15 protein-coding genes are annotated in these 20,735 nt (G+C 75.2%); 6 read left to right on the forward strand and 9 right to left on the reverse strand.

Annotated features, from left to right (window positions below; translation table 11 throughout):
- Nucleotides 1-647: bifunctional 4-hydroxy-2-oxoglutarate aldolase/2-dehydro-3-deoxy-phosphogluconate aldolase (locus ABEB16_RS04025; protein ID WP_345710980.1), on the reverse strand; the 647-nt coding region annotated here is incomplete at its 3' end.
- Nucleotides 644-2,065 (reverse strand): glucuronate isomerase, encoded by a 1,422-nt coding sequence (gene uxaC, locus ABEB16_RS04030; protein WP_345710981.1) that lies wholly within the window; start codon nt 2,063-2,065, stop codon nt 644-646. The genes ABEB16_RS04025 and uxaC, both read right to left, overlap by 4 nt.
- 173 nt (nt 2,066-2,238) lie before the next feature.
- On the opposite strand from uxaC, the gene ABEB16_RS04035 reads away from it, so the two are divergent.
- The 4 genes from ABEB16_RS04035 to srmL all read left to right on the forward strand — a co-directional run bounded on the left by ABEB16_RS04035 (nt 2,239) and on the right by srmL (nt 7,737).
- On the forward strand, nt 2,239-3,288 hold the full coding sequence (locus ABEB16_RS04035; protein WP_345710982.1) for a LacI family DNA-binding transcriptional regulator: 1,050 nt from the start codon (nt 2,239-2,241) through the stop codon (nt 3,286-3,288).
- The gene (locus tag ABEB16_RS04040; RefSeq protein ID WP_345710983.1) at nt 3,285-4,880 is read left to right on the forward strand and encodes a UxaA family hydrolase; all 1,596 of its coding nucleotides are present in this window, start codon (nt 3,285-3,287) and stop codon (nt 4,878-4,880) included. The genes ABEB16_RS04035 and ABEB16_RS04040 overlap by 4 nt, the downstream gene beginning before the upstream one ends.
- The gene (locus ABEB16_RS04045) at nt 4,856-6,370 is read left to right on the forward strand and encodes a mannitol dehydrogenase family protein (protein ID WP_345710984.1); all 1,515 of its coding nucleotides are present in this window, start codon (nt 4,856-4,858) and stop codon (nt 6,368-6,370) included. The genes ABEB16_RS04040 and ABEB16_RS04045 overlap by 25 nt, the downstream gene beginning before the upstream one ends.
- Before the next feature lie 194 nt (nt 6,371-6,564).
- Nucleotides 6,565-7,737: a PheS-related mystery ligase SrmL gene (gene srmL / locus ABEB16_RS04050; RefSeq protein WP_345710985.1), complete on the forward strand. Its 1,173-nt coding sequence runs from the start codon at nt 6,565-6,567 to the stop codon at nt 7,735-7,737.
- Nucleotides 7,738-7,758: 21 nt separating this feature from the next.
- Here the strand turns inward: srmL and ABEB16_RS04055 are convergent, their stop codons facing one another.
- From ABEB16_RS04055 to ABEB16_RS04070, 4 genes are all read right to left on the reverse strand, one after another.
- Complete coding sequence (locus tag ABEB16_RS04055) at nt 7,759-10,221, reverse strand: beta-xylosidase/alpha-l-arabinosidase (RefSeq protein ID WP_345710994.1); 2,463 nt, start codon at nt 10,219-10,221, stop codon at nt 7,759-7,761.
- Between the two features lie 124 nt (nt 10,222-10,345).
- Nucleotides 10,346-11,248: a carbohydrate ABC transporter permease gene (locus ABEB16_RS04060; RefSeq protein ID WP_345710986.1), complete on the reverse strand. Its 903-nt coding sequence runs from the start codon at nt 11,246-11,248 to the stop codon at nt 10,346-10,348.
- A complete protein-coding gene (locus ABEB16_RS04065) occupies nt 11,248-12,273 on the reverse strand; it encodes a carbohydrate ABC transporter permease (RefSeq protein WP_345710987.1) in 1,026 nt (341 codons plus the stop codon). The genes ABEB16_RS04060 and ABEB16_RS04065 overlap by 1 nt, the downstream gene beginning before the upstream one ends.
- A 9-nt stretch (nt 12,274-12,282) precedes the next feature.
- Nucleotides 12,283-13,584 (reverse strand): ABC transporter substrate-binding protein, encoded by a 1,302-nt coding sequence (locus ABEB16_RS04070; RefSeq protein WP_345710988.1) that lies wholly within the window; start codon nt 13,582-13,584, stop codon nt 12,283-12,285.
- Between the two features lie 130 nt (nt 13,585-13,714).
- On the opposite strand from ABEB16_RS04070, the gene ABEB16_RS04075 reads away from it, so the two are divergent.
- Nucleotides 13,715-14,764, forward strand: coding sequence for a LacI family DNA-binding transcriptional regulator (locus tag ABEB16_RS04075; protein WP_345710989.1), 1,050 nt, complete (start codon nt 13,715-13,717; stop codon nt 14,762-14,764).
- Nucleotides 14,765-14,775: 11 nt separating this feature from the next.
- On the opposite strand, the gene ABEB16_RS04080 is transcribed toward ABEB16_RS04075, so the two are convergent.
- Nucleotides 14,776-15,198 (reverse strand): VOC family protein, encoded by a 423-nt coding sequence (locus ABEB16_RS04080; RefSeq protein WP_345710990.1) that lies wholly within the window; start codon nt 15,196-15,198, stop codon nt 14,776-14,778.
- Nucleotides 15,199-15,405: 207 nt separating this feature from the next.
- Here ABEB16_RS04080 and ABEB16_RS04085 point away from each other — a divergent pair, with 207 nt between their 5' ends.
- A complete protein-coding gene (locus ABEB16_RS04085) occupies nt 15,406-16,803 on the forward strand; it encodes an APC family permease (protein ID WP_345710991.1) in 1,398 nt (465 codons plus the stop codon).
- A gap of 66 nt (nt 16,804-16,869) precedes the next feature.
- On the opposite strand, the gene ABEB16_RS04090 is transcribed toward ABEB16_RS04085, so the two are convergent.
- Entirely contained in the window at nt 16,870-19,149 is a 2,280-nt protein-coding gene (locus tag ABEB16_RS04090; protein WP_345710992.1) for a putative bifunctional diguanylate cyclase/phosphodiesterase, read from the reverse strand.
- 129 nt (nt 19,150-19,278) lie between these two features.
- Nucleotides 19,279-20,735 (reverse strand): aminotransferase class III-fold pyridoxal phosphate-dependent enzyme (locus tag ABEB16_RS04095; protein WP_345710993.1); only part of this gene is annotated, 1,457 nt, incomplete at its 5' end.

Below are 20,735 nucleotides of genomic sequence, written 5' to 3' on the forward strand. Positions count from 1 at the left end.
GCCCTGGCCCTCGCGACGGCGGCGCGGGCCGCGGCGGCGCGCCCGCGCAGCGCGTCGAGGTCGCCACCGGCGAGCGCGTCGCCCAGCAGCGGCCCGCCGAGGCTGACCGCGACGGCCCCGGCCCGCAGCCAGGCGCCGATGTCGCCGATCCCCACCCCGCCGGAGGGGACGACCGGCATCCCGGGGAAGGGGCCGTGCAGGTGCTTGACGAAGTCGGCGGTGACGGTGGCGGCGGGGAACACCTTCACCGCGGCGGCGCCGGCGGACCAGTTCGAGTACGCCTCGCTGGGCGTCATGGCGCCGGCGTAGACGGGCAGGCCGCGTTCGACGCCGGCGCGGACCACCTCGGTGCCGGCGTTGGGGGTGACGAGGAAGCGGGCACCGGCGTCCGCGGCGCGGCGGGCGTCCTCGGGGCGCAGCACGGTGCCGACCCCCACCTCGGCCTGCGGCACGGCGGCGGCCAGCTCGGCGAGGACGTCGAGGGTGCCGGGGGTGGTGAGGGTCAGCTCGATGCAGGAGACGCCCTCGGCGACGAGCACCTCCACGACCGGGCGGTAGCGGGCGGCGTCGTCGGCGCGCAGCACCGCGACGAGGCCCTCGGCCAGGCAGGTGGGGGAGACGGGGATGCGGTCGGCCACGGCGCTCACGCCCCGACCGGCGCGTACGCCGCGCGCGGCAGCGTCACGGTGAGGTCCACGACGGTCTCCAGGGCCTCGTCGAGCCCGAGCTGGCCGCGGGCGACGAGCTCGGCGAGGAACCCGGCGTCGACGCGGCGGGAGACGTCGTGGCGGGCGGGGATGGAGGCGAAGGCGCGGGTGTCGTCGACGAAACCGGCGCCGTTGTAGAAGCCGGCGGTCTCGGTGGTGGCCTCCCGGAAGCGGCGCATCGCCATCGGGCTGTCCAGGAACCACCACGGCACGCCGAGCCGGACGCCCGGGTAGACGCCGGCCAGGGGGGCCAGCTCGCGCGAGTACGTCGTCTCGTCGATGGTGAACAGCACGCAGCGGAAGCGCGGGTGGCGCCCGAACGCCGCCAGCAGCGGGTGCAGGCCGCGGACGAAGTCGACGGCGGCGGGGATGTCGAAGCCGCGGTCGGGGCCGAACTGCTCGTGCACCGCCGGGTCGTGGTCGCGCACCACCCCGGGGTGGATCTGCATGACGAGGCCGTCCTCGCTGCTCATCCGCGCCATCTCGAAGAGCATGTGCGCGGCGAAGGCGCGCGCGGCGGCGGGGTCGGCGGTGCCGTTGAGGGCGTCGCGGTAGACCCGCTCGGCGTCGGCGCGCTCCAGGGGGGTGCTGTCGGCGCTGACGTGGCCGTGGTCGGTGGCCATCGCCCCGGCGCGGGCGAAGTGCTCCCGCCGCTGCCGCAGCGCGTCGAGGAAACCGGCGTAGGTGGCGGTGGGCACGCCGGACACCTCGGCGAGCTGCTCGACGTCGGACTTCCACTGCGGCCGGTCGACGTGGACGAGGGCGTCGGGCCGGAAGGTGGGCACCACGGTGCCGCCCCAGCCGGAGGCGCGGATCGCGGCGTGGTCGGCCAGCTCGCTCAGCGGGGAGTCGGTGGTGGCCAGCACCTCGATGCCGAAGCGGTCGAAGAGGGCGCGGGGGCGGAACTCCGGGCGGGCGATGCACCCGGCGATCTGGTCGTAGAGCTCGTCGGCGGTCTCCGCCGAGGGCTGCACCCGCACCCCGAACACGTCGTGCAGCTCCTGCTCCAGCCACAGCCGGCTCGGGGTGCCGCGGAAGAGGTGCCAGCCGGCGCAGAAGCGGCGCCAGATCGCGCGGGGGTCGCGCTCGACGGGGCCGCCGTCGAGGCGGGGGACGCCGAGGTCCTCCAGCCGCACGCCCTGGGAGACGAGCATCCGCGTGACGTAGTGGTCGGGCACGACGAGCAGCTGCGCGGGGTCGCTGAACGGCTCGTCGCGGGCCAGCAGCGCGGCGTCGACGTGCCCGTGCATGCTGATGACCGGCAGGTCGCGCACGGCGGCGTACAGCTCGCGCGCCAGCGACCGCGTCGCCGGTTCGGTGGGCAGGATGCGGTCGTCGTCCAGCACCAGTGCGCGCACTGCACTCCTCCTCGAGGCGTCGTGGGTCCGCCGCACCGGCCGGTGCGCAACCCCTCGTGCAAACCTTTGCAAGACGGCGGCCGTCCAGGCAAGTCCCCGCGCGGCGCGGTCCGGGACCGGGCTTGACGATTCATGCAAACCTTTGCACCCTGGTGGCACCGAAGGGGGTGCGCGTGAGCGGGGTGACGATCCACGAGGTGGCGACGCGGGCGGGGGTCTCCGCGTCCACCGTCTCGCGCGCCTTCACCAACCCCCAGCTCGTGCGGGCCGACACCCGCGACCGGGTGCTGCAGCTGGCCCGCGACCTCGGCTACACGCCCAACCGCGCCGCCCGCGGCCTCATCACCGGCCGCACCGGCAACATCGGCGTCGTCGTGCCCGACCTGGCCAACCCCTTCTTCTCCGCCGTCCTCAAGGGCGCCAACGCCCGGGCCCGCGAGGCCGACCAGATCGTCTTCCTCGCCGACACCGACGAGGACCCCGGCGTCGAGGAGGACCTCGTGCGCGCCATGGCCAAGCAGGTCGACGGCATCGTGCTGTGCTCCTCGCGCATGAGCGGCCACCAGCTGCACGAGCTCATGCCGAGCATCCCCCTGGTCCTGCTCAACCGCCGCGAGGACGACCGCCCCGCCGTCCTCTTCGACAACGTCGCCGGCGTGCGGCGGCTGCTCGCCCACCTGGGGGCCCTGGGCCACCGCCGCGTCGCCTACCTCGGCGGCCCGCGCACGTCCTGGTCCGACCGCGAGCGCCGCCGCGGCATGCGCCTGGCCGCCCGCCGCGAGGCCGTCGACCTCGTCGAGCTGGGCCCGTTCGAGCCGACCTACGAGGGCGGGCTGCGGGCCGCCGACCCCGCCGCCGCCACCGGCGCCACGGCCGTCGTCGCCTTCAACGACCTCATGGCCCTCGGCGTGCTGAACCGCCTCGCCGCGCGCGGGGTCGCCGTGCCCGGCGAGGTGAGCGTCGCCGGTTTCGACGGCATCCCCACGGCCGGGATGGGGGCGCTGCCGCTGACCACCGTCGCGCTGCCGATGGTGCAGGCCGGGCGCGCCGCCATCGACCTGCTGCTGGAGCGGCTGGCCGACCCCGATCCCGACGCGGGGCGCCTGCAGCGCGTCCTCGACGTCGACCTGCTGGTGCGCTCGACGACGGCGACGCCCCTCGCGCCGCCGCCGACCCCGCCGCCGAACCCGCCGACCGCCGACGTCCAGGGAGGACGACCATGACAGCAGCGCCCACCGGGACGGCACCCGCGGGGACGCCGCCCGCAGCAGCCCCCACCGCGTCGTCGGTCCTGCTGCTGCACCCGCACGACTCCGTGGGGGTGGCGCGGGCCGACCTGCCGGCCGGCACCGTCGTGACCCTCGACGGCGGGCGCGAGCTGCCGCTGCGCGCCGACGTGCCCCGCGGGCACAAGGTCGCCGTCACCGACGTCGCCGCCGGTGCGGAGGTCCGCAAGTACGGGCAGGTCATCGGCCGCGCCACGGCCGACGTGCGCGCCGGGGACCACGTGCACGTCCACAACCTCGGGATGGTGGCCTCCCGCCCCGAGCACGAGTTCGGCGCCGGCGCGGTCCGGCCCGACGTGCTGCCGCCGGAGGAGCGGGCGGTGTTCCAGGGCTTCGTCCGCAGCGACGGGCGGGCCGCCACCCGCAACTACGTCGGGATCCTCACGACGGTGAACTGCTCGGCGACCGCCGCCAAGCTCATCGCCCGCCAGCTGCAGGCCCCCGGCGCGCTCGACGGGATCGACGGCGTCGGTTCCGTCGACGGCGTCGTGGCCCTGGCCCACGGCACCGGCTGCGGGCTGGCCGCCGACGGCGCCGGCCTGGAGGTGCTGCGCCGCACCCTGCGCGGCTACGCCCGCCACCCCAACTTCGGGGCGCTGCTCGTCCTGGGCCTGGGCTGCGAGGTCAACCAGATCTCCGGCCTGCTCGGCGACCTCGACCTGCCCGACGACCGCCTCGTGGTGCCGATGGCGATCCAGGAGCTCGGCGGCACCCGGCGCACCGTCGCCGAGGGCGTCGCCCGCATCCGGGAGTTCGTGCCCGACGTGGGGCGCGCGCAGCGCCGGCCCGTGCCGGCCAGCGAGCTCGTCCTGGGCACCAACTGCGGCGGCAGCGACGGCTGGTCGGGGGTGACGGCCAACCCCTCCCTCGGGGCGGCCGTCGACGAGCTCGTGCGCCACGGCGGCACCGCGGTGCTCGCGGAGACCCCGGAGGTGTACGGCGCCGAGCACCTGCTCACCCGGCGCGCGGTGAGCCCGCAGGTGGCCGAGCGGCTGCTGGAGCGCATCCGCTGGTGGGAGCGCTACACCGCCGACAACGGCGGCGACATGGACAACAACCCCTCCCCGGGCAACAAGGCGGGCGGGCTGACGACGATCCTGGAGAAGTCGCTGGGCGCCGTCGCCAAGGGCGGCACCACGGCCCTGACGGCCGTCCACGAGTACGCCGAGCCGCTGGGGGAGAAGGGGTTCGTGTTCATGGACACCCCCGGCTACGACCCCGTCTCCGTCACGGGCATCGTCGCCGGCGGCGCGAACGTCGTCTGCTTCACCACCGGGCGCGGCTCGGTGTTCGGCTGCAAGCCGGCGCCCAGCCTGAAGCTGGCCACGAACAGCGACGTGTACCGGCGCATGGAGGACGACATGGACGTCGACTGCGGTGTCGTGCTGGAGGGGACCTCCGTGGAGGAGATGGGCCGGCGCATCTTCGACCTCGTGCTGGAGACCGCCTCCGGCCGGCGCACCAAGAGCGAGGAGATCGGCGTGGGCGACGAGGAGTTCACGCCGTGGCAGCTCGGGGCGGTGATGTGATGCGGCGCCTGTCCCCGGCCGCGCTGGCGGACCTGCCCGCGGGCACCGGACCCCTGCTGCCGCCGCAGGACACCGGGGTCGGCATCGTCCACCTCGGCATCGGGGCGTTCCACCGCGCCCACCAGGCCGTGCTCACCGAGGAGGCCATGGCCGCCGCCGGCGACGCGAGCTGGGGCATCTGCGGCGTCACCCAGCGCAGCACCGCGGTGCTGGACCAGCTCGGGCCCCAGGGCGGGCTGTACTCGGTGCTGGTGCGCTCGGCCGGCGGCACGGACGTGCGGGTGCGCGGCCCGGTGCGGGAGCTGCTCTGCGCCCGCGACGACCCGGCCGCCGTGCCCGCGCGGCTGGCCGATCCGCGGGTGCGGGTGGTCACCCTCACCGTCACGGAGAAGGGGTACCGCCACGACCCCGCCACCCGGCGGCTGCGCACCGACGACGAGGAGGTGCGCGCCGACGCGGCAGGGCGCCCGCCCCGCACCGTCGTCGGGCAGCTGGCCCGCGGCCTGCAGGCCCGCTGCGCCGGCGACGCCGGCCCGGTGGCGGTGCTGTGCTGCGACAACCTGCCGGCCAACGGCGAGGTGCTCGCCGGGCTCGTCGCGGACTTCTGCGACCTGCTGCCCGCGGCGGAGGGCGAGCGGCTGCGGTCGTGGATCGCGGCGAACGCCACGTTCCCCTCCTCCATGGTCGACCGGATCGTGCCCGCCACGACGGACACCGACCGGGCGGAGGCCGCCCGGCTGCTGGGTGTGGAGGACCACGGCGCCGTCGTCACCGAGCCGTTCCGGCAGTGGGTCGTGGAGGACTCCTTCGCGGGCGGGCGCCCGGCGTGGGAGCACGTCCCCGGGGTGGTGCTCACCGGTGACGTCGAGCCCTACGAGGCGATGAAGCTGCGGATGCTCAACGGCGCCCACTCCGCGATCGCCTACCTCGGCGGCCTGGCGGGGTTCGCCCACGTGGCCGACGCGGTGGCCGACGACGACCTCGCCGGGTTCGTGCGGCGGTTCTGGGCCGAGGAGGTCGTGCCCACGCTGGACGTGCCGGGCGGTTTCGACGTCACCGCCTACCAGCACGACCTGCTCGAGCGCTTCGCGAACCCCGCGCTGCGCCACCGCACCGCGCAGATCGCGATGGACGGCTCGCAGAAGCTGCCGCAGCGGCTGCTCGCCACCGCCCGCGACCGGCTGGCCGCCGGCGGCCAGCCGCGGCTGACCGCCCTGGCGATCGCCGGCTGGGCGCGCTACGTGACCGCGGGGACGGCCGAGGACGGCACCCCGCTGGCGGTGGACGACCCGCTGGCCGCCGAGCTGGCCCGGGCCGGTGGCGGTGCGGGCGGCGGGCGGGCGGCCACCGAGGCGCTGCTGGGGGTGCGCGCCGTCTTCGGCGACGAGCTGCCGGCCGACCCGGGGTTCCGCGCCCTCGTGCTGGAGGCCGCCTCGGCGCTGGAGCGCGGCGGGGTGCGCACCGCGCTCAAGGAGGCGCTCGCGGGGTAGGACGCGACCGCGCCGGTGGGTTCCGCCAGGACCCACCGGCGCGTTAGCGTTGGCCCGTGCTCCGGCTCACCACCTCGTTTACCCGCCCCCGGCTGCCGAGCAGCCGTGCGGGCGCCGAGATCTGCCGGTAGCCCGTCACGGGGCCGTCGGCCGGGGGTGACATCCCACCCGGACCGACGACGGAGGACACCGCCGTGAGCACCCCGACGAACACCCCGACCCTGCTCCCCCTGCCCGACCTCACCGCCGCGCTGGAACTGCGCGACCTCACCGACCCCGCCGCCGGACCGCACGCCATGCAGCTGCTGCTCGACGACGTGCTGGCCGCGCTCACCGCCGCGTGGGGGTGCCGCCTGGACCTGCGCCGACCCCGCCCGCTGGTGTCGGTGGAGGACAACTACGACCGGCTCGGCTACGCCCCCGCCGACGTCACCCGCGACGCCCGCTACAGCCGCTACGTCAGCGAGACCGTCATGCTGCGCAGCCACACCAGCGCGGGCGTCCCGCCGGTGCTGCGCGAGCTGGCCGCCGGCCCTGCCGCGGGGCCCGGCCCGGTCGACGTGCTGCTGGCCCTGCCCGGGTTGTGCCACCGCCGCGACAGCATCGACCGCCTGCACGTGGGCACCCCCCACCAGGTCGACCTGTGGCGCATCGTCGTCGCCGCCCCCGGGGCCCGGCCCGGCGGGGCGCTGGGCGAGGCGGACCTGCGGCGGATGGTCGCCCTGCTCGTCGAGGCCGTGCTCCCCGGGGCGCGCTGGCGCACCACGCCCGCGGTGCACCCGTACACCCGCGGCGGCCTGCAGGTCGACGTGCACACCCCGGGCGGCTGGGTGGAGCTCGCCGAGTGCGGCCTGGTGGCCGGGCACGTCCTCGCCGGCGCCGGGCTGGACCCCGACCGCTGCAGCGGCCTGGCCCTCGGCGCCGGCCTGGACCGGGCGCTCATGCTCCGCAAGGGCATCGGCGACATCCGGCTGCTGCGCTCGGGCGAGCCGCGCACGGCCGCGCAGCTGCTCGACCTGTCCCCGTGGCGACCGGTCTCGGCCCGGCCGCCGGTGCGCCGGGACCTGTCGGTGGTCGTGGACGCCCCCACCGACGCCGAGCAGCTCGGTGACACCGTCCGCTCCGCCCTCGGGGCGCAGGCCGACGACCTGGAGTCCGTCACGGTCCTGGCCGCCACCGCCTGCGAGGACCTGCCGGCGGCCGCCCGGCAGCGGCTCGGCATCCGGCCCGGCCAGCTCAACGTGCTGCTGCGGCTGGTGCTGCGCCCGCTGGGGGCCACCCTGACCGACGAGGAGGCCAACCGGCTGCGCGACCGCGTCTACGCGGCCGTGCACCGCGGCCCGCGCGCGGAGTGGGCGGCGCGCTGACGCGGGTGGAGTGGGCGGCCCTCAGCCGGCGTCCGGGCGTCCCGGTGCCGCCCGGACGCCCGGCGGGACCGGGACGGGGGAGATCTCGACGCCCACCAGGCGGGGGTCGGCGTTGGTGACCTCGTGCACGGCGCCGGTGATCCCCAGGAGCGCGCGGGGCGTCGCCACCCCGGGGACGCGGCGCTTCTCGGCGCGCCGCTCGCTGACGATCGCGCCGTCGGTGCTCCCCCCGGTCGCGGCGCCCGCCGGTGCGTCGGCGGAGGCCGCCGCGTGGGAACCGACCCACACCTGGACGTCGCCGGGTTCGACGACCTTGACGAGCCGGCGGTCGGTGAAGGCGAAGCGGGTCGTCGGCACGCGGAACACCACCCGCGCCGATCCGCCCGGCGCCAGCGCCAGCCGGGTGTAGCCGAGGAGCTGCACCACGGGGCGGGTGACGGTGCCGTGCACGTCGTGGCCGTAGAGCTGCACGACGTCCGTGCCCGCCACGTCGCCGGTGTTGGTCACCGTCACGGCCGCGGTGAAGGTGCCGCCGGCGGGGACGGACTCGTCGACGACGAGGTCGCAGTAGCCGAACGTCGTGTACGACAGGCCGAACCCGAACGGGCGCAGCGGGGTGGGGTCGGTGGCCGTGACGTCGGAGGGCCCGCCGAGGACCGGGTGCAGGTAGGAGAACGGCTGGGCACCCGCGGAGCGGGGCAGCGACACGGGCAGCCGGCCGGAGGGGGTGACCGCACCGGTGAGGACGCCGGCGATCGCCGCGCCGCCCTCCTCGCCGGGGAAGAACGCCTGCAGCACCGCGCCGGGCCGGGGACCGTCCCCCTCCAGCGCCCAGCCGACGGCGTAGGGGCGGCCGGTGAGCAGGACCACGACGACGGGGGTGCCGGTGGCGACGACCTCCTCCACGAGCCGGCGCTGCACGCCGGGCAGGTCGAGGGACTCGCAGTCGTTGCCCTCGCCCACGGTGCCGCGCCCGAACAGACCGGCCTGGTCGCCCACGACGACGACGGCCACGTCGGCGCCGCGGGCGGCGTCGGCGGCGGCGGCGAACCCCGAGGTGTCCTCGTCCTCCACGGCGCAGCCCTCGACGTGCACGAGGTCCGGCCGCGGCATGCCGGCGGCCGCGAAGGCGGTGCCCAGCGCCTGCAGGACGGTGGGGACCTCCACGCCCATCGGGTGGTCGGGGTGGTGCGCCAGCACGTGGTTGGCGAAGGAGTAGCAGCCCTGCAGGGCCTCGGCGCGGTGCGCGTTCGGGCCGATGACGGCCACGCGCCGGGGTGCCCGCGCCCAGCCGCCCAGCGGGAGGACCCCGTCGTTGGCGAGCAGCACCACGGACTCCTCGGCCAGCTCGCGCGCCAGCTCCCGGTGCCGGGGGGAGTCGAGGTCGACGTGCGCGGGCGGGGCGTCCCCGAACGCGCCGGCCTCCAGCAGGCCCAGCTCCTCCTTCTGGCGCAGGACGCGCAGCACGGCGCGGTCGACGTAGCGCTCGTCGAACGCGCCCGCGCGGATGCGCTCGGCCAGCGGTTCGAGGTAGGCGTCCCCGGTGGGCAGCTCGACGTCGATGCCGGCCTGCAGCGCCAGGGCCGCGGCCTCACCGCGGCCCCGGGCGACGGCGTGCATGACCTCGAGGAAGGCGACGGCGAAGTAGTCGGCCACGACGACGCCCTCGAACCCCAGCCGCTCGCGCAGGGTGGCGGTGAGGTGCTCGGGGCTGGCGGCCAGCGGTACGCCGTCGATCTCGGTGTAGGCGTTCATCACGGACCGGGCGCCGCCGTCCAGCAGCGCCATCTCGAACGGCGGCAGCAGGACGTCGGCGATCTCCCGCGGCCCGGCGGAGACGGGAGCGTGGTTGCGCCCCGACCTCGACGCGGAGTACCCGAGGAAGTGCTTGAGCGTGGCGTGCACGCCGGCCTCCTGCAGGCCGCGCACGTAGGCGGTGCCCACCGTGCCGACGAGGTAGGGGTCCTCCCCGATGCACTCGTCCACCCGCCCCCACCGGGGGTCGCGGACGACGTCCAGCACGGGCGCGAGGCCCTGGTGGACCCCGAGCCGGCGCATGGAACCACCGATGACCCGCCCGACCTCCCGCACGAGGTCGGGGTCGAAGGACGCCCCCCACGCCAGCGGGGTGGGGAAGACGGCGGCCTGCCACGCGGCCAGGCCGGTGAGGCACTCCTCGTGGACGAGGGCCGGGACGCCGAGCCTGGTCTCGCGCTGCAGGCGCCGCTGCTCGGCCCACAGCCACGCGGCGCGCTCGGCGGGTTCCACGGGGCGCGTGCCGTAGACGCGGGTGTAGTGGCCGATGCCGTGGCGGGTGGTCTCGGCGAGCGCGCCGCCGTCGCGCTGCCCGGCGGTCATCTCGCCCTGCATCGGGGCCACGACCTCCCCGCCCCGGTCCAGCCAGTACCCGGTGAGCTGTGCGAGCTTCTCCTCCAGGGTCATCAGCGCGTGCAGCGCTCGCACGCGCTCCGAGACCTCGGGCATCGCCGGGATGTCTGCGGGGACTTCGGTCACGGGGTCCAACTCCTTCGGCGGGACGTCTGCTCGTGGGGTGGCCCCGCAGCCGGTGCTGCGGGGCCACCGGTCGTGCGGGCGGTCGCTGCGGGCGTCAGCCCTTCACGGCGCCCGTCAGGCCGCCGACGATGCGGCGCTCGAACAGCGAGAAGAACACGAGCGCCGGGATCATCGACAGCGACGTGAACGCCAGGACCCTGGCGGTGTCGACGGAGTACTGCGAGGAGAACGCCTGCACACCCAGCGGGAGCGTGTAGGAGGTCTCGTCGTTGAGGATGAACAGCGGCAGCATGTAGCCGTTCCAGCTGGCGATGAACGCCAGGATGCCGGTGGTCACGACGCCCGGGACCGACAGCGGCACCACCATCCGGAAGAAGAACCCGAGGCGGCTGGCGCCGTCGATGGCGGCGGCCTCCTCGAGCTCGTCCGGGATGGCCCGCAGGAACGGCACCAGGATGATGACCGTCACCGGCAGGGCGAAGGCGATCTGCGGCAGGATGATGCCGGGCAGGGTGTTCATGAGCCCGAGGTCCCGCACCAGGATGTACAGCGGCGTGATGGCCACCGTCATCGGGAACATCAGGCCCGCCGCGAACAGCGAGTACAGCGCGCCGCGCGCGCTGAACCGGTAGCGCGCGATGACGAAGGCGGCCATCAGGCCCAGGACGACCACCCCGGCGGTGGTGGCGAGGGCCGTGATCGTGGAGTTGAGCACCTGCTGCCAGAACATGCCGCTGGCCAGCACGTCGAGGTAGTTGCCCAGCACCCACGGGGACGGCAGGCCCGCCGGGTCGACGGTGATCTGGGCGTTGGTCCGGAACCCGCCCACGACGATGTAGAGGACCGGGCCGATGCAGATGCCGACGAAGAGGTACGCGACGGCGTACGTCACCGGGCCGCCGCGGCCGAGGCCGGTGGTGCCCCGCCGCCGGCCGGTGGTTCCCCGCCGCCGGGCGGTGGTGCCCGCCACGGTCGGGTCCGCGGTGCTCGCGGCCATCACTTCCTCCCCTCCGTGAGCGCGCCCTCGGTGTCGCGCCGCAGCACGAACCGCTGGTAGGCCAGGGCGATGACGAGCGAGATGACGAAGAGCACGACGGCGACCGCGTTGCCGTAGCCGTAGTTCCCGGCGAGGCGGCCGGACAGGACCATGTACGTCGCCATCGTCGAGGTGCCCGCGGTGGCCGAGACGTACTGACCCCAGATGATGTACACGAGGTCGAAGAGCTGCAGCGAGCCGATGATCGACAGGAAGGCCCAGATGCGCACCGTCGGGCCCAGCAGCGGCAGCGTGATGCGCCGCTGGGTCTGCCAGTACGACGCGCCGTCGATGGCCGCGGCCTCGTAGAGCTCCTCGGGGATGCTCTGCAGGCCGGCGAGGAAGAGGATGACGGCGAAACCGATGTACTTCCACGTGATGATGAGCATCAGCGACCAGATCGCCACGTCCGGGTCGGAGAGCCACTCGACGGCCCAGCCCGACAGCCCGATCTCGGTGAGCAGGTCGTTGACCGCCCCGGTGGTCTGGAGCATGAGGCTCCAGCCGGTGCCGACGATGACCTCGGCGACCACGTAGGGCACGAAGACGAGCACGCGGATCGCCGAGCGCCCGCGCATCCTCTGGTTGAGCAGCAGCGCGAGCGCGACGGCCGCCGGTCCCTGCAGCAGCAGGGAGAGCACGACGATGAACCCGTTGTGCAGCACCGCGTCGTGGAACGCCTCGTCCTGCAGGATGATGCGGTAGTTCTCCAGGCCCACGAACTCCGTCGGCGGGCCGAAGCCCTTCCACCGGAAGAACCCGTAGTACGCCGCCATCAGCACGGGGAGGATGACGAACGCGAGGAAGAGCACGACGGCGGGGCCCGCCAGGATCGTGATCTCCAGGCGCTTGCGCCAGTCGGGCCCCCCGCCTCGCCGCGACCGGCGGGCGGGGGGCGGCGCCGCGGTGGCGCCGCCCCCGGGAACAGGGGGACCCTCGGGCGGCGGCTGGGTGGCCAGCGCGTTCGGGCCCGGGGAGCTGGTCATGGCTGCCGGTCAGCCCTTGGCCGCGGCGGCGCTGACGGCCTCGACGACGCTCTCGGGGCTGCCGCTGCCGGCGAGCATCTCGACGACGGCCGCGTTGAGGGCGTTGCCGACGTTCTGCCCGTACAGCGTGTCCAGCCACACCGAGACGTAGGGCGCCTCGTTGTAGGCGGCGAGGACGTCCTGCAGGGCGGGGTCGTCGACGACGCCCTGGGCCTCCTGGCTGGCGGGCAGCGTCTGGAACGCCTCGGCGTAGCCCTCCTGCTGCTCCTTGCCGACGATGAAGTTGAGGAAGGCGGTGCACTCCTCCGCCGGGGCCTGCGCGGAGCAGCTGAACCCGTCGACGCCGCCCATCATGGCCTGCGGGTCGCCCTCGCCGCCCTCGACGGCCGGGAAGGGGAACCACGCGAGGTCGGCCAGCGGCTGCTCGTCCGGGGTGAGGGACGCGATGACGCCGGGGTTCCACGCGCCCATGAGCTCCATGGCGGCCTTGTGGTTGGCGATGAGGCCCGCGGAGGAGCCGGCGCCCTGCTGGGCGGCGGTGGTGAGGAACCCCTCGTTGAAGGGCTCGGTGTCGGCGAAGGCCTCGAGGTCCTCGCCGGCCTTCCGCCAGCACCCGTCGTCGAAGGTCATGGACCGCGCCGCCGCCTCGAGGGTCTCCTGCGAGCACTCGCGCAGCGCGAAGAAGTAGTACCAGTGGGCGGCCGGCCAGGCGTCCTTGGCGCCGAGGGCGACCGGTGCCACGCCGGTGCCCTTGAGGGCCGTCACGGCCGCGCCGAGCTCGGCCATCGTGGTGGGTGCTGCGGTGATGCCGGCCGCGGCGAAGAGGTCCTCGCTGTGGTAGATGCCGCCGGGCAGGACCGAGACCGGCATGCCATAGGTCTTGCCGTCCACCGCGAAGGCGCCGAGGACGCCCTCGCCGAGGGCCGCCTCTGCCTCCGCGCTGACGGAGTCGGTGATGTCGAGCACCTGGCCGGCCTCCACGACGTCGGCGAGCTTGCCGCCACCGCGCGCCATGAAGATGTCCGGCGCGTCCCCGGAGTTGAGGGCGGTCTGGAGCTTGCCGTCCATGTCCTCGTTCTGGATGGACTGGATCTCGATCTGCACGCCCGGGTTGGCGGCTTCGAAGGCCGCCGCGGTCTCCTCCCAGTAGGCCTTGCCGGGGCCGGTGGTGGAGTTGTGCCAGAAGGTCATGGTGACCGAGCCGTCCTCCGACGCCGAGCCACCGCTCCCGCCGCCGCACCCGGAGGCCAGCAGGGTCACGCTCGCACCGAGCGACGCGAACACCGCTGCGCCCCGCAGCTTCCTCATCATCGTGGAGCTCCTCTCGTCGTCTTCGACGTGGTGAAGGCCTGCCGAGGAGGACTCTGAGGCTTCCGGAAGGTTTTCGTCAATCGTTATCGACAACGATTTCGTCTCGGTGCCGCGTGGCTACGATGCGGCCATGAGCGGTGACGTCCGGGCCTGGGACCCCTCTCCGGGACGGGTGACGATCAGCGACGTGGCCCGCGTGGCGGGCGTCTCCGTCGCCACGGTCTCCAAGGCGCTCAACAGCCGCTACGGCGTCTCCGCCGCCACCTCCCGGCGGATCCTGGCGGTCGCCGCCGAGCTCGGCTACGAGTCCTCGCTCGTCGCGCGGTCCCTGCGCAGCAGCCGCACCGGTGTCATCGGCATCCTGGTGGCCGAGTTCGAGCCCTTCTCGACCGAGCTGCTCAAGGGCGTCTCCGCCGCCGCGGCGGGTACCGGCTACGAGCTGCTCGCCTACGCCGGTTCCGCCGCCGGGGGCTCCGTCGGCTGGGAGCGCCGCTCGCTGTCGCGGCTGGCGGGCACCCTCGTCGACGGTGCCGTCATCGTCACCCCGACCGTGCTGTCGCCGGCGACGACGATCCCGGTGGTGGCCATCGACCCCCACACCGGTCCCGCCGGTCCGGCCACCGTGGACGCCGACAACGCCGGCGGGGCCCGCGCCGCCACCGAGCACCTGCTCGGTCTCGGCCACCGCCGCATCGCCCACCTGCGCGGGCGCACCGACCTGGAGTCGGCGCGGCTGCGCGAGGCCGGCTACCGCGAGGCCCTGGCGGCGGCCGGCGTGGGCTTCGACCCGCGCCTGGTGCGCGACGGCGGCTACCGCGCCGCCACCACCACCGAGGCGGCCCGGGACCTGCTGGGGTCGGTGGACCGGCCCACCGCGGTCTTCGCCGCGAACGACCTCTCGGCGATCCGCGCCGTGGAGGTCGCGCACGACCTGGGCCTGCGCGTGCCCGAGGACCTGTCGGTCGTCGGCTTCGACGACGTCCCGGAGGCCGCGAACTGCGCGCCCCCGCTCACGACGATCGCCCAGCCGCTGCAGGAGATGGGGGCGCTCGCCGTGCGGATGCTGCTCGACCTGCTGGACGGGTGGGAGGCCGGGCAGCAGGTGCGGTCGCCCGGGCGGCACGTGCGGCTGCCCGCGCGGCTCGTGGTCCGGGCGAGCTCGGGGCCCGCGCCCGGGTAGGCGCGCCCCGCTCAGGGGGCGGAGTAGAGCTCCAGCGCGACGCCGTCGGGGTCGCGGAACTCCAGGATGCACCCCATCCCGATGTCCTTGACCCCCTCGTGGTGGACGCCCAGGCCGTCCAGCACCGCCACGGCCGCGTCCAGGTCCGCGCGGCCGGGGACGCTGAACGACAGGTGGTCCAGCCCCACCCGGTCGGGGTCGTGGCGGTCCTCCCCGGGTGCGACGGGCCGCAGGCCCAGCAGCCCGCCGCCGAAGCTGTAGACGACCCCGCCGTCGAGGAAGGCCAGGGAGGTGCGCGTCGCCTCGTCGGCGTCGGGCGGGGGTGCCTGGAGGGCGACGTCGAAACCGAACACCGCGTCGTAGAAGGCGCGGGAGCGGGCGATGTCGGTCACGGTGAGCCGGACGTGGGCGAAGTCGGTGACGTGGACGGGCACGGCCGGACCCCTCTCGGCAGGTGGTGCCAGCACGGTAGTCCCACCGCACCGGCGCGGGAACCCCCGCTGCGCCCGGCCACCGCTGCGCCCGGCCACCGCTGCGCCCGACCACCGCTGCGCCCGACTACCGCTGCGCCGCCGCAGGGGCCAGCATCGAGGGGGAGGTCCCGGTCGTTCGTCCAGCACCGTCGCCCGCGGGAGGCCGTCATGAGCTCGACAGCAGCACGGACGCAGAGCCAGCCGGAGCTGAAGCGGGTGATCGGGCCCAAGCTCCTGCTGCTCTTCGTCATCGGCGACATCCTCGGCACCGGCGCCTACGCCCTCACCGGCCAGGTGGCCGCCGAGGTCGGGGGAGCGGCGTGGCTGCCGTTCCTCGTCGCGTTCGCGGTGGCGACGGTGACCGCCTTCTCCTACCTGGAGCTGGTCACCAAGTACCCGCAGGCGGCGGGGGCCGCCCTGTACGTGCACAAGGCGTTCGGCATCCACTTCGTCTCGTTCCTCGTCTGCTTCGTCGTGATGTCCTCCGGCATCACGTCGGCGTCGGCGGCCTCGCGCGCCTTCGCCGCCAACCTCGTCGCCGGTTTCGGGCTGGACCCGGGCGACGGCGGGCTCGTCCTCATCGCGGTGGCGTTCATGCTGCTCGTGATGGCCGTGAACTTCCGCGGCGTCAGCGAGAGCGTCCGCCTCAACGTCGTCCTCACGCTGGTGGAGCTGTCCGGCCTGCTGCTCGTCATCATGATCGGCATGTGGGCCATCGCGGGCGGGGACGCCGACTTCTCCCGGGTGGTGGCGTTCGAGACGCCGCAGGACAAGAGCGCACTCCTCGCGGTGAGCACCGCCACGTCGCTGGCCTTCTTCGCGATGGTGGGCTTCGAGGACTCGGTGAACATGGCCGAGGAGACCCGGGAGCCCAGCCGCACCTTCCCCCGGGTGCTGCTCACCGGGCTGGGCATCACGGCGGTGGTCTACGTGCTCGTGTCGATCTGCGCGGTCGCGATCGTGCCGATCGGCCAGCTGGCCGGCAACGAGACCCCGCTCGTGACGGTCGTCCAGACGGCGGCGCCGGACTTCCCGATCTCCGACCTCATCCCGTTCATCTCGATGTTCGCCGTCGCCAACACCGCGCTCATCAACATGATGATGGCCAGCCGGCTGCTCTACGGGATGAGCAGGCAGGGGGTCCTGCCGTCCTTCCTGTCCGCCGTGCACCCGTTCCGCCGCACGCCGTGGATCGCGATCGTGTTCACCACGGCGATCTCCCTGGCGCTCATCGCCTACGTGTCGCTGGCGCCGGACTCCTCCGTGGTGGCGGTGCTCGGCGGCACGACGTCGCTGCTGCTGCTGTCGGTGTTCGCCGTCGTGAACGTCACGGTCCTCGTGCTGCGCCGCGACCCGGTGGCGCACCAGCACTTCCACGCCGGGCCGGTGCTGCCGGTGGTCGGCGCCGTCGCGTGCGCCTACCTCGTGCTGCCGTGGACCTCCGGCCGGGCGGGGCAGCAGTACGAGATCGCCGGCATCCTGCTCGTCCTCGGGGTCGCGCTGTGGGCGCTGACCCGATTCGGCAGCCGCTCGGTGCGCGAGGCCGCCGACGCCGAGCGGCACTGACACGGGGCCCGGCGCGGGGGCCCGGCGCGGGGGCCCGGCGCGGGGGCCCGGCGCGGGGGAGGCGGCTCAGGCCGGGACGCAGACCCCCGAGCGGGCGTCCAGCCACTCCTCCAGCGCCTGCGCCGGCAGCGCCTTGGCGTGGAACCAGCCCTGCTGCACGTCGCAGCCGGCCGCCTCCAGCGCCGCCGCCGTCGGCTCGTCCTCCACGCCCTCGGCCACCAGGCGCAGCCCGAGGGCGTGCGCCAGCTGGATCGTGGAGGAGACCAGCGACATCGCCCGCTCGTCGTGCAGCACGCCGGCGAGGAAGGACCGGTCGAGCTTGAGGTCGTCGATCGGCAGCTCCTTGAGGTAGGCCAGCGAGGAGTAGCCGGTGCCGAAGTCGTCGACGGCGACGCGGATGCCGCGCCGGCGCAGGTCGGCGAGGACGTGCTGCGCGCGGGTGCGGTCGCCCATCAGCGTGCCCTCGGTGATCTCGATCTCGAGGGTCTCCGGCGGCAGGTCCCGCGCCGCGAGCACCGCCGCGATCCGGGGCGCCAGGTCGGGGTCCGCCAGCGAGGACGTCGACAGGTTCACGGCCACCGACAGCCCGCGCCCGCGCCGGCGCCAGTCCGCGACCTGGTCCAGGGCCTGCTCCAGCACCGCGGCCGTCAGGTCGCCCATCAGCCCGGCGTCCTCCACGAGCGGCAGGAACGCGTCGGGGAAGAGCAGCCCGCGCTCGGGGTGCTGCCAGCGCACCAGGGCCTCCACCGACCGCACCTCGCCGGTGCCGCTGTCCACCTTCGGCTGGTGGTGCAGGACGAGGGCGCGCGCCGCGATCGCCTCGCGCAGCAGTTCCAGCGTCGCCAGCCGCTCCCCGGAGGCGAAGTCGTCGTGGTCGGCGTCGTAGGCGAGCACGCCGAGGTGACCGGCCTTGGCGCGGTACATCGCGACGTCGGCGCGGCGCAGCAGCACCGGCAGGCTCGCCTCCCCGGCGGGCAGCACGGCGACACCGGTGCTCACCTCCGGGCGCACGGTGTACCCGGACACCACGAGGGGGTGGCCGACGACCTGCTGCAGCTCCCGGGCCAGCGCCTCCGCCCGGGCGCAGCGCTCCCCGCTGAGGAAGACGGCGAACTCGTCGCCGCCCAGCCGCACCGCGACGTCCGCGCGGCCGCCGAGCACCACCCCGAGCCGGGTCCCGACCTCCTGCAGCACCACGTCGCCGGCCTCGTGGCCGAGGCTGTCGTTGATCTCCTTGAACCGGTCGAGGTCGAGCAGCAGCAGGGCGACCTCGGTGGCCGGCGGGAGGGCGGCGAGGCGGCGCGGCACCTCCTGGTAGAGGGCGCGGCGGTTGCCCAGCCCGGTGAGCTCGTCGGTCACCGCGAGCACCCGGGTGCCGGCCAGCACGAGGACCTCCCGGCAGGTCGCGGCCAGCCGCAGCAGCGCGGCGGCGACGGTGGCGACGGCCAGCGCCACCGACACCGGGTGCAGGTCCGCGGCGTGGTCGGCGGCCAGCAGGCCGAGCGCCGCGGTCGTGCCCAGCAGCGGCACCGCGAGCAGCGCCCACATCGGCAGCCGGAACCCCACGGGGCGGGCGGGCCAGCCGGGGGTGGCGGCCATGAGCGCGACGCCGAGCACCCAGATCCCGTCGGTGGGGTTGCCGGACTCGTACGTGCCGTGCGCGGTGGAGACGAGGTAGGAGACGTCGGCCACGACGAACATCACGAGGCCGGCCGCGAGCAGCCACAGGCCCAGCGGCGGCCGCCAGCCGTACATCGCCAGCGCGGCGGCCAGGGCCAGCAGCAGCAGCAGGTCCAGCAGCGGGTAGGCGGCGGTCGTCGCGACCGCGGCCCAGCCGCTCGGGGACGCGGACAGGATCGGGTCGGCCACCACGGTGGAGACCAGCGCGCCGGTGGCGAGGCCGCCGACGACGCCGTCGAGCCACAGGCTCGCCGACAGCCGTTCCTCCGCGCGCAGCAGCTCGCACAGCAGCGCGGCGAACAGCAGCGGGTAGAACGCGAGGAAGAACGCGTCGGCGCCCGACGGGAACGGCTGGTCGGCCAGCGGGCGCACGAAGGCCGTCCAGAACGGGTTGCCGAGGCCGTAGGCGGCGAGGGCGGCCAGCAGCAGGCGGCCGGCGCGCGAGGGCTTCGGGGTGCGGCGCAACCGCAGCCAGCAGAGCACCGGCGCCGCGAGGTAGGCGAGGTTGTTGAGCACGCCGTCCAGCAGGAACTCGTAGCCGGGCTGCGGGCGCACGCCGGGCACGGTGGTCGCGACGAAGGCGACCACCGGCAGCAGCGCCAGCACCGTCGCGGCGCGTTCGGCGCGCGTCGCCGGCCGCAGCCGCCCGTCATCCGTCCGGTCCACCCGGCACCACCCTCCGTCGGTCCCGCGCCGCTCTTCGACGCACGGTGGGCATCGGGCGGACGGGGTGCCTGCTGGAGGTGGTGGCCGGCAGGTTGCGCCGGACGGGGACCGGGGCCGGCCCCGGCGCGCTCACCAGCCCGTCGTGAGCACCCGGTCGAGGCAGTCGGCGAAGAAGTCCGCCGACTCCCGGCTCGTGACCATCGGCGGCTTGAGCTTGAGGACGTTGAGCCGCTCGCTGGTCGGCTGGATCACGACCCCGAGCTCCAGCATCCGCCGGCAGATCGCGGCGGTCTCCTCCGCCGCCGGCTCCAGCGTCCGCCGGTCGCGCACGAACTCCACCCCGAGGTAGAGGCCGCGCCCGTGCACCGCGCCGATCAGCGCGTGCCGCCGCGCCAGATCCTCCAGCCGGGCGCGCAGGTGCTCCCCGACGGTGCGGGCGTTGTCCTGCAGGCCCTCGGCGCGCATCGCGTCGAGCACGGCGAGGCCGACGACGCTGGAGACGGGGCTGCCGCCGGCGGAGGAGAAGAAGTAGCCCTGGTTGCGGTAGGCCTCGGCGATGCGGCGGCTCGTGACCACCGCCCCCAGCGGGTGGCCGTTGCCCATCGCCTTGGCCACGGTGACGACGTCGGGCACGACGCCCTGCTGCTCGAACCCCCAGAACCACTCCCCGAGGCGGCCGTAGCCGACCTGCACCTCGTCGGCGATCGCCAGCCCGCCGTGGCGGCGCACCGCCGCGTAGACGGCCGCGAGGTAGCCGTCGGGCAGCAGGACGCCACCGGCGTTGCCGTAGACGGCCTCGGCGATGAACGCCGCCGGCGGGTGCCCGGCGGCGGCGAGCTCGTCGATGCGCGCCACCGCCTCCGCGGCGTACCGGGAGGCGTCCGCGCCGCGGTGCCGGCCCCGGTAGGGGTTGGGGCTGTCCAGCACCCGCACCCACCCGGGCCGGCTGCCCAGCGCGCCGGGGTTGTCGGCCAGCGACGTGGACACGGCGTCGGTGGCGTGCGTCCAGCCGTGGTACGCCTCCGCCACCGCCAGCACGTCGGTGCGCCCCGTGGTGGCCCACGCGATGCGCAGCGCCAGGTCGCCCGCCTCGGACCCGGAGTTCACGAGGAACACGGTGTCCAGCGGCTCGGGCAGCAGGGCGGCCAGCCGCTCGGAGAACTCCACGACCGCTCCGTAGTGGAAGCGGGAGTTCGTGTTGAGCCGCCGCAGCTGCCGCGCCACCGCGTCCGCGACGCCGGGGTGGCCGTGGCCCAGGGCCGCGACGTTGTTCACCGCGTCGAGCAGGGCGCGCCCGTCGGTGGTGACCAGGTGCTCGCGCCAGCCGCGCTCGATGCGCGGCGGGTCCTCGTAGTAGTGCTCCTGCAGGGGGGCGAAGGCGGCGTCCCGGCGCGCCAGCAGGTCCTCGTCGTGGTGGGCGGGCGCGGCGGCGGGCAGCCCCAGCAGCGGGGAGGGGTCCGCGACGAGCGCCCGCCAGCCGGGCGCTTCCGCGGCGGGCACGAACCCCGGCACGTCCCCGGCGCCGGGGGCGTGCACGGCCACCCGCACCCGGGTGCGGGCCGGCACCGGCAGCAGCGGGTCCCCCC

Source organism: Kineococcus glutinatus, assembly GCF_039542765.1.
GTDB lineage: Bacteria > Actinomycetota > Actinomycetes > Actinomycetales > Kineococcaceae > Kineococcus_A > Kineococcus_A glutinatus.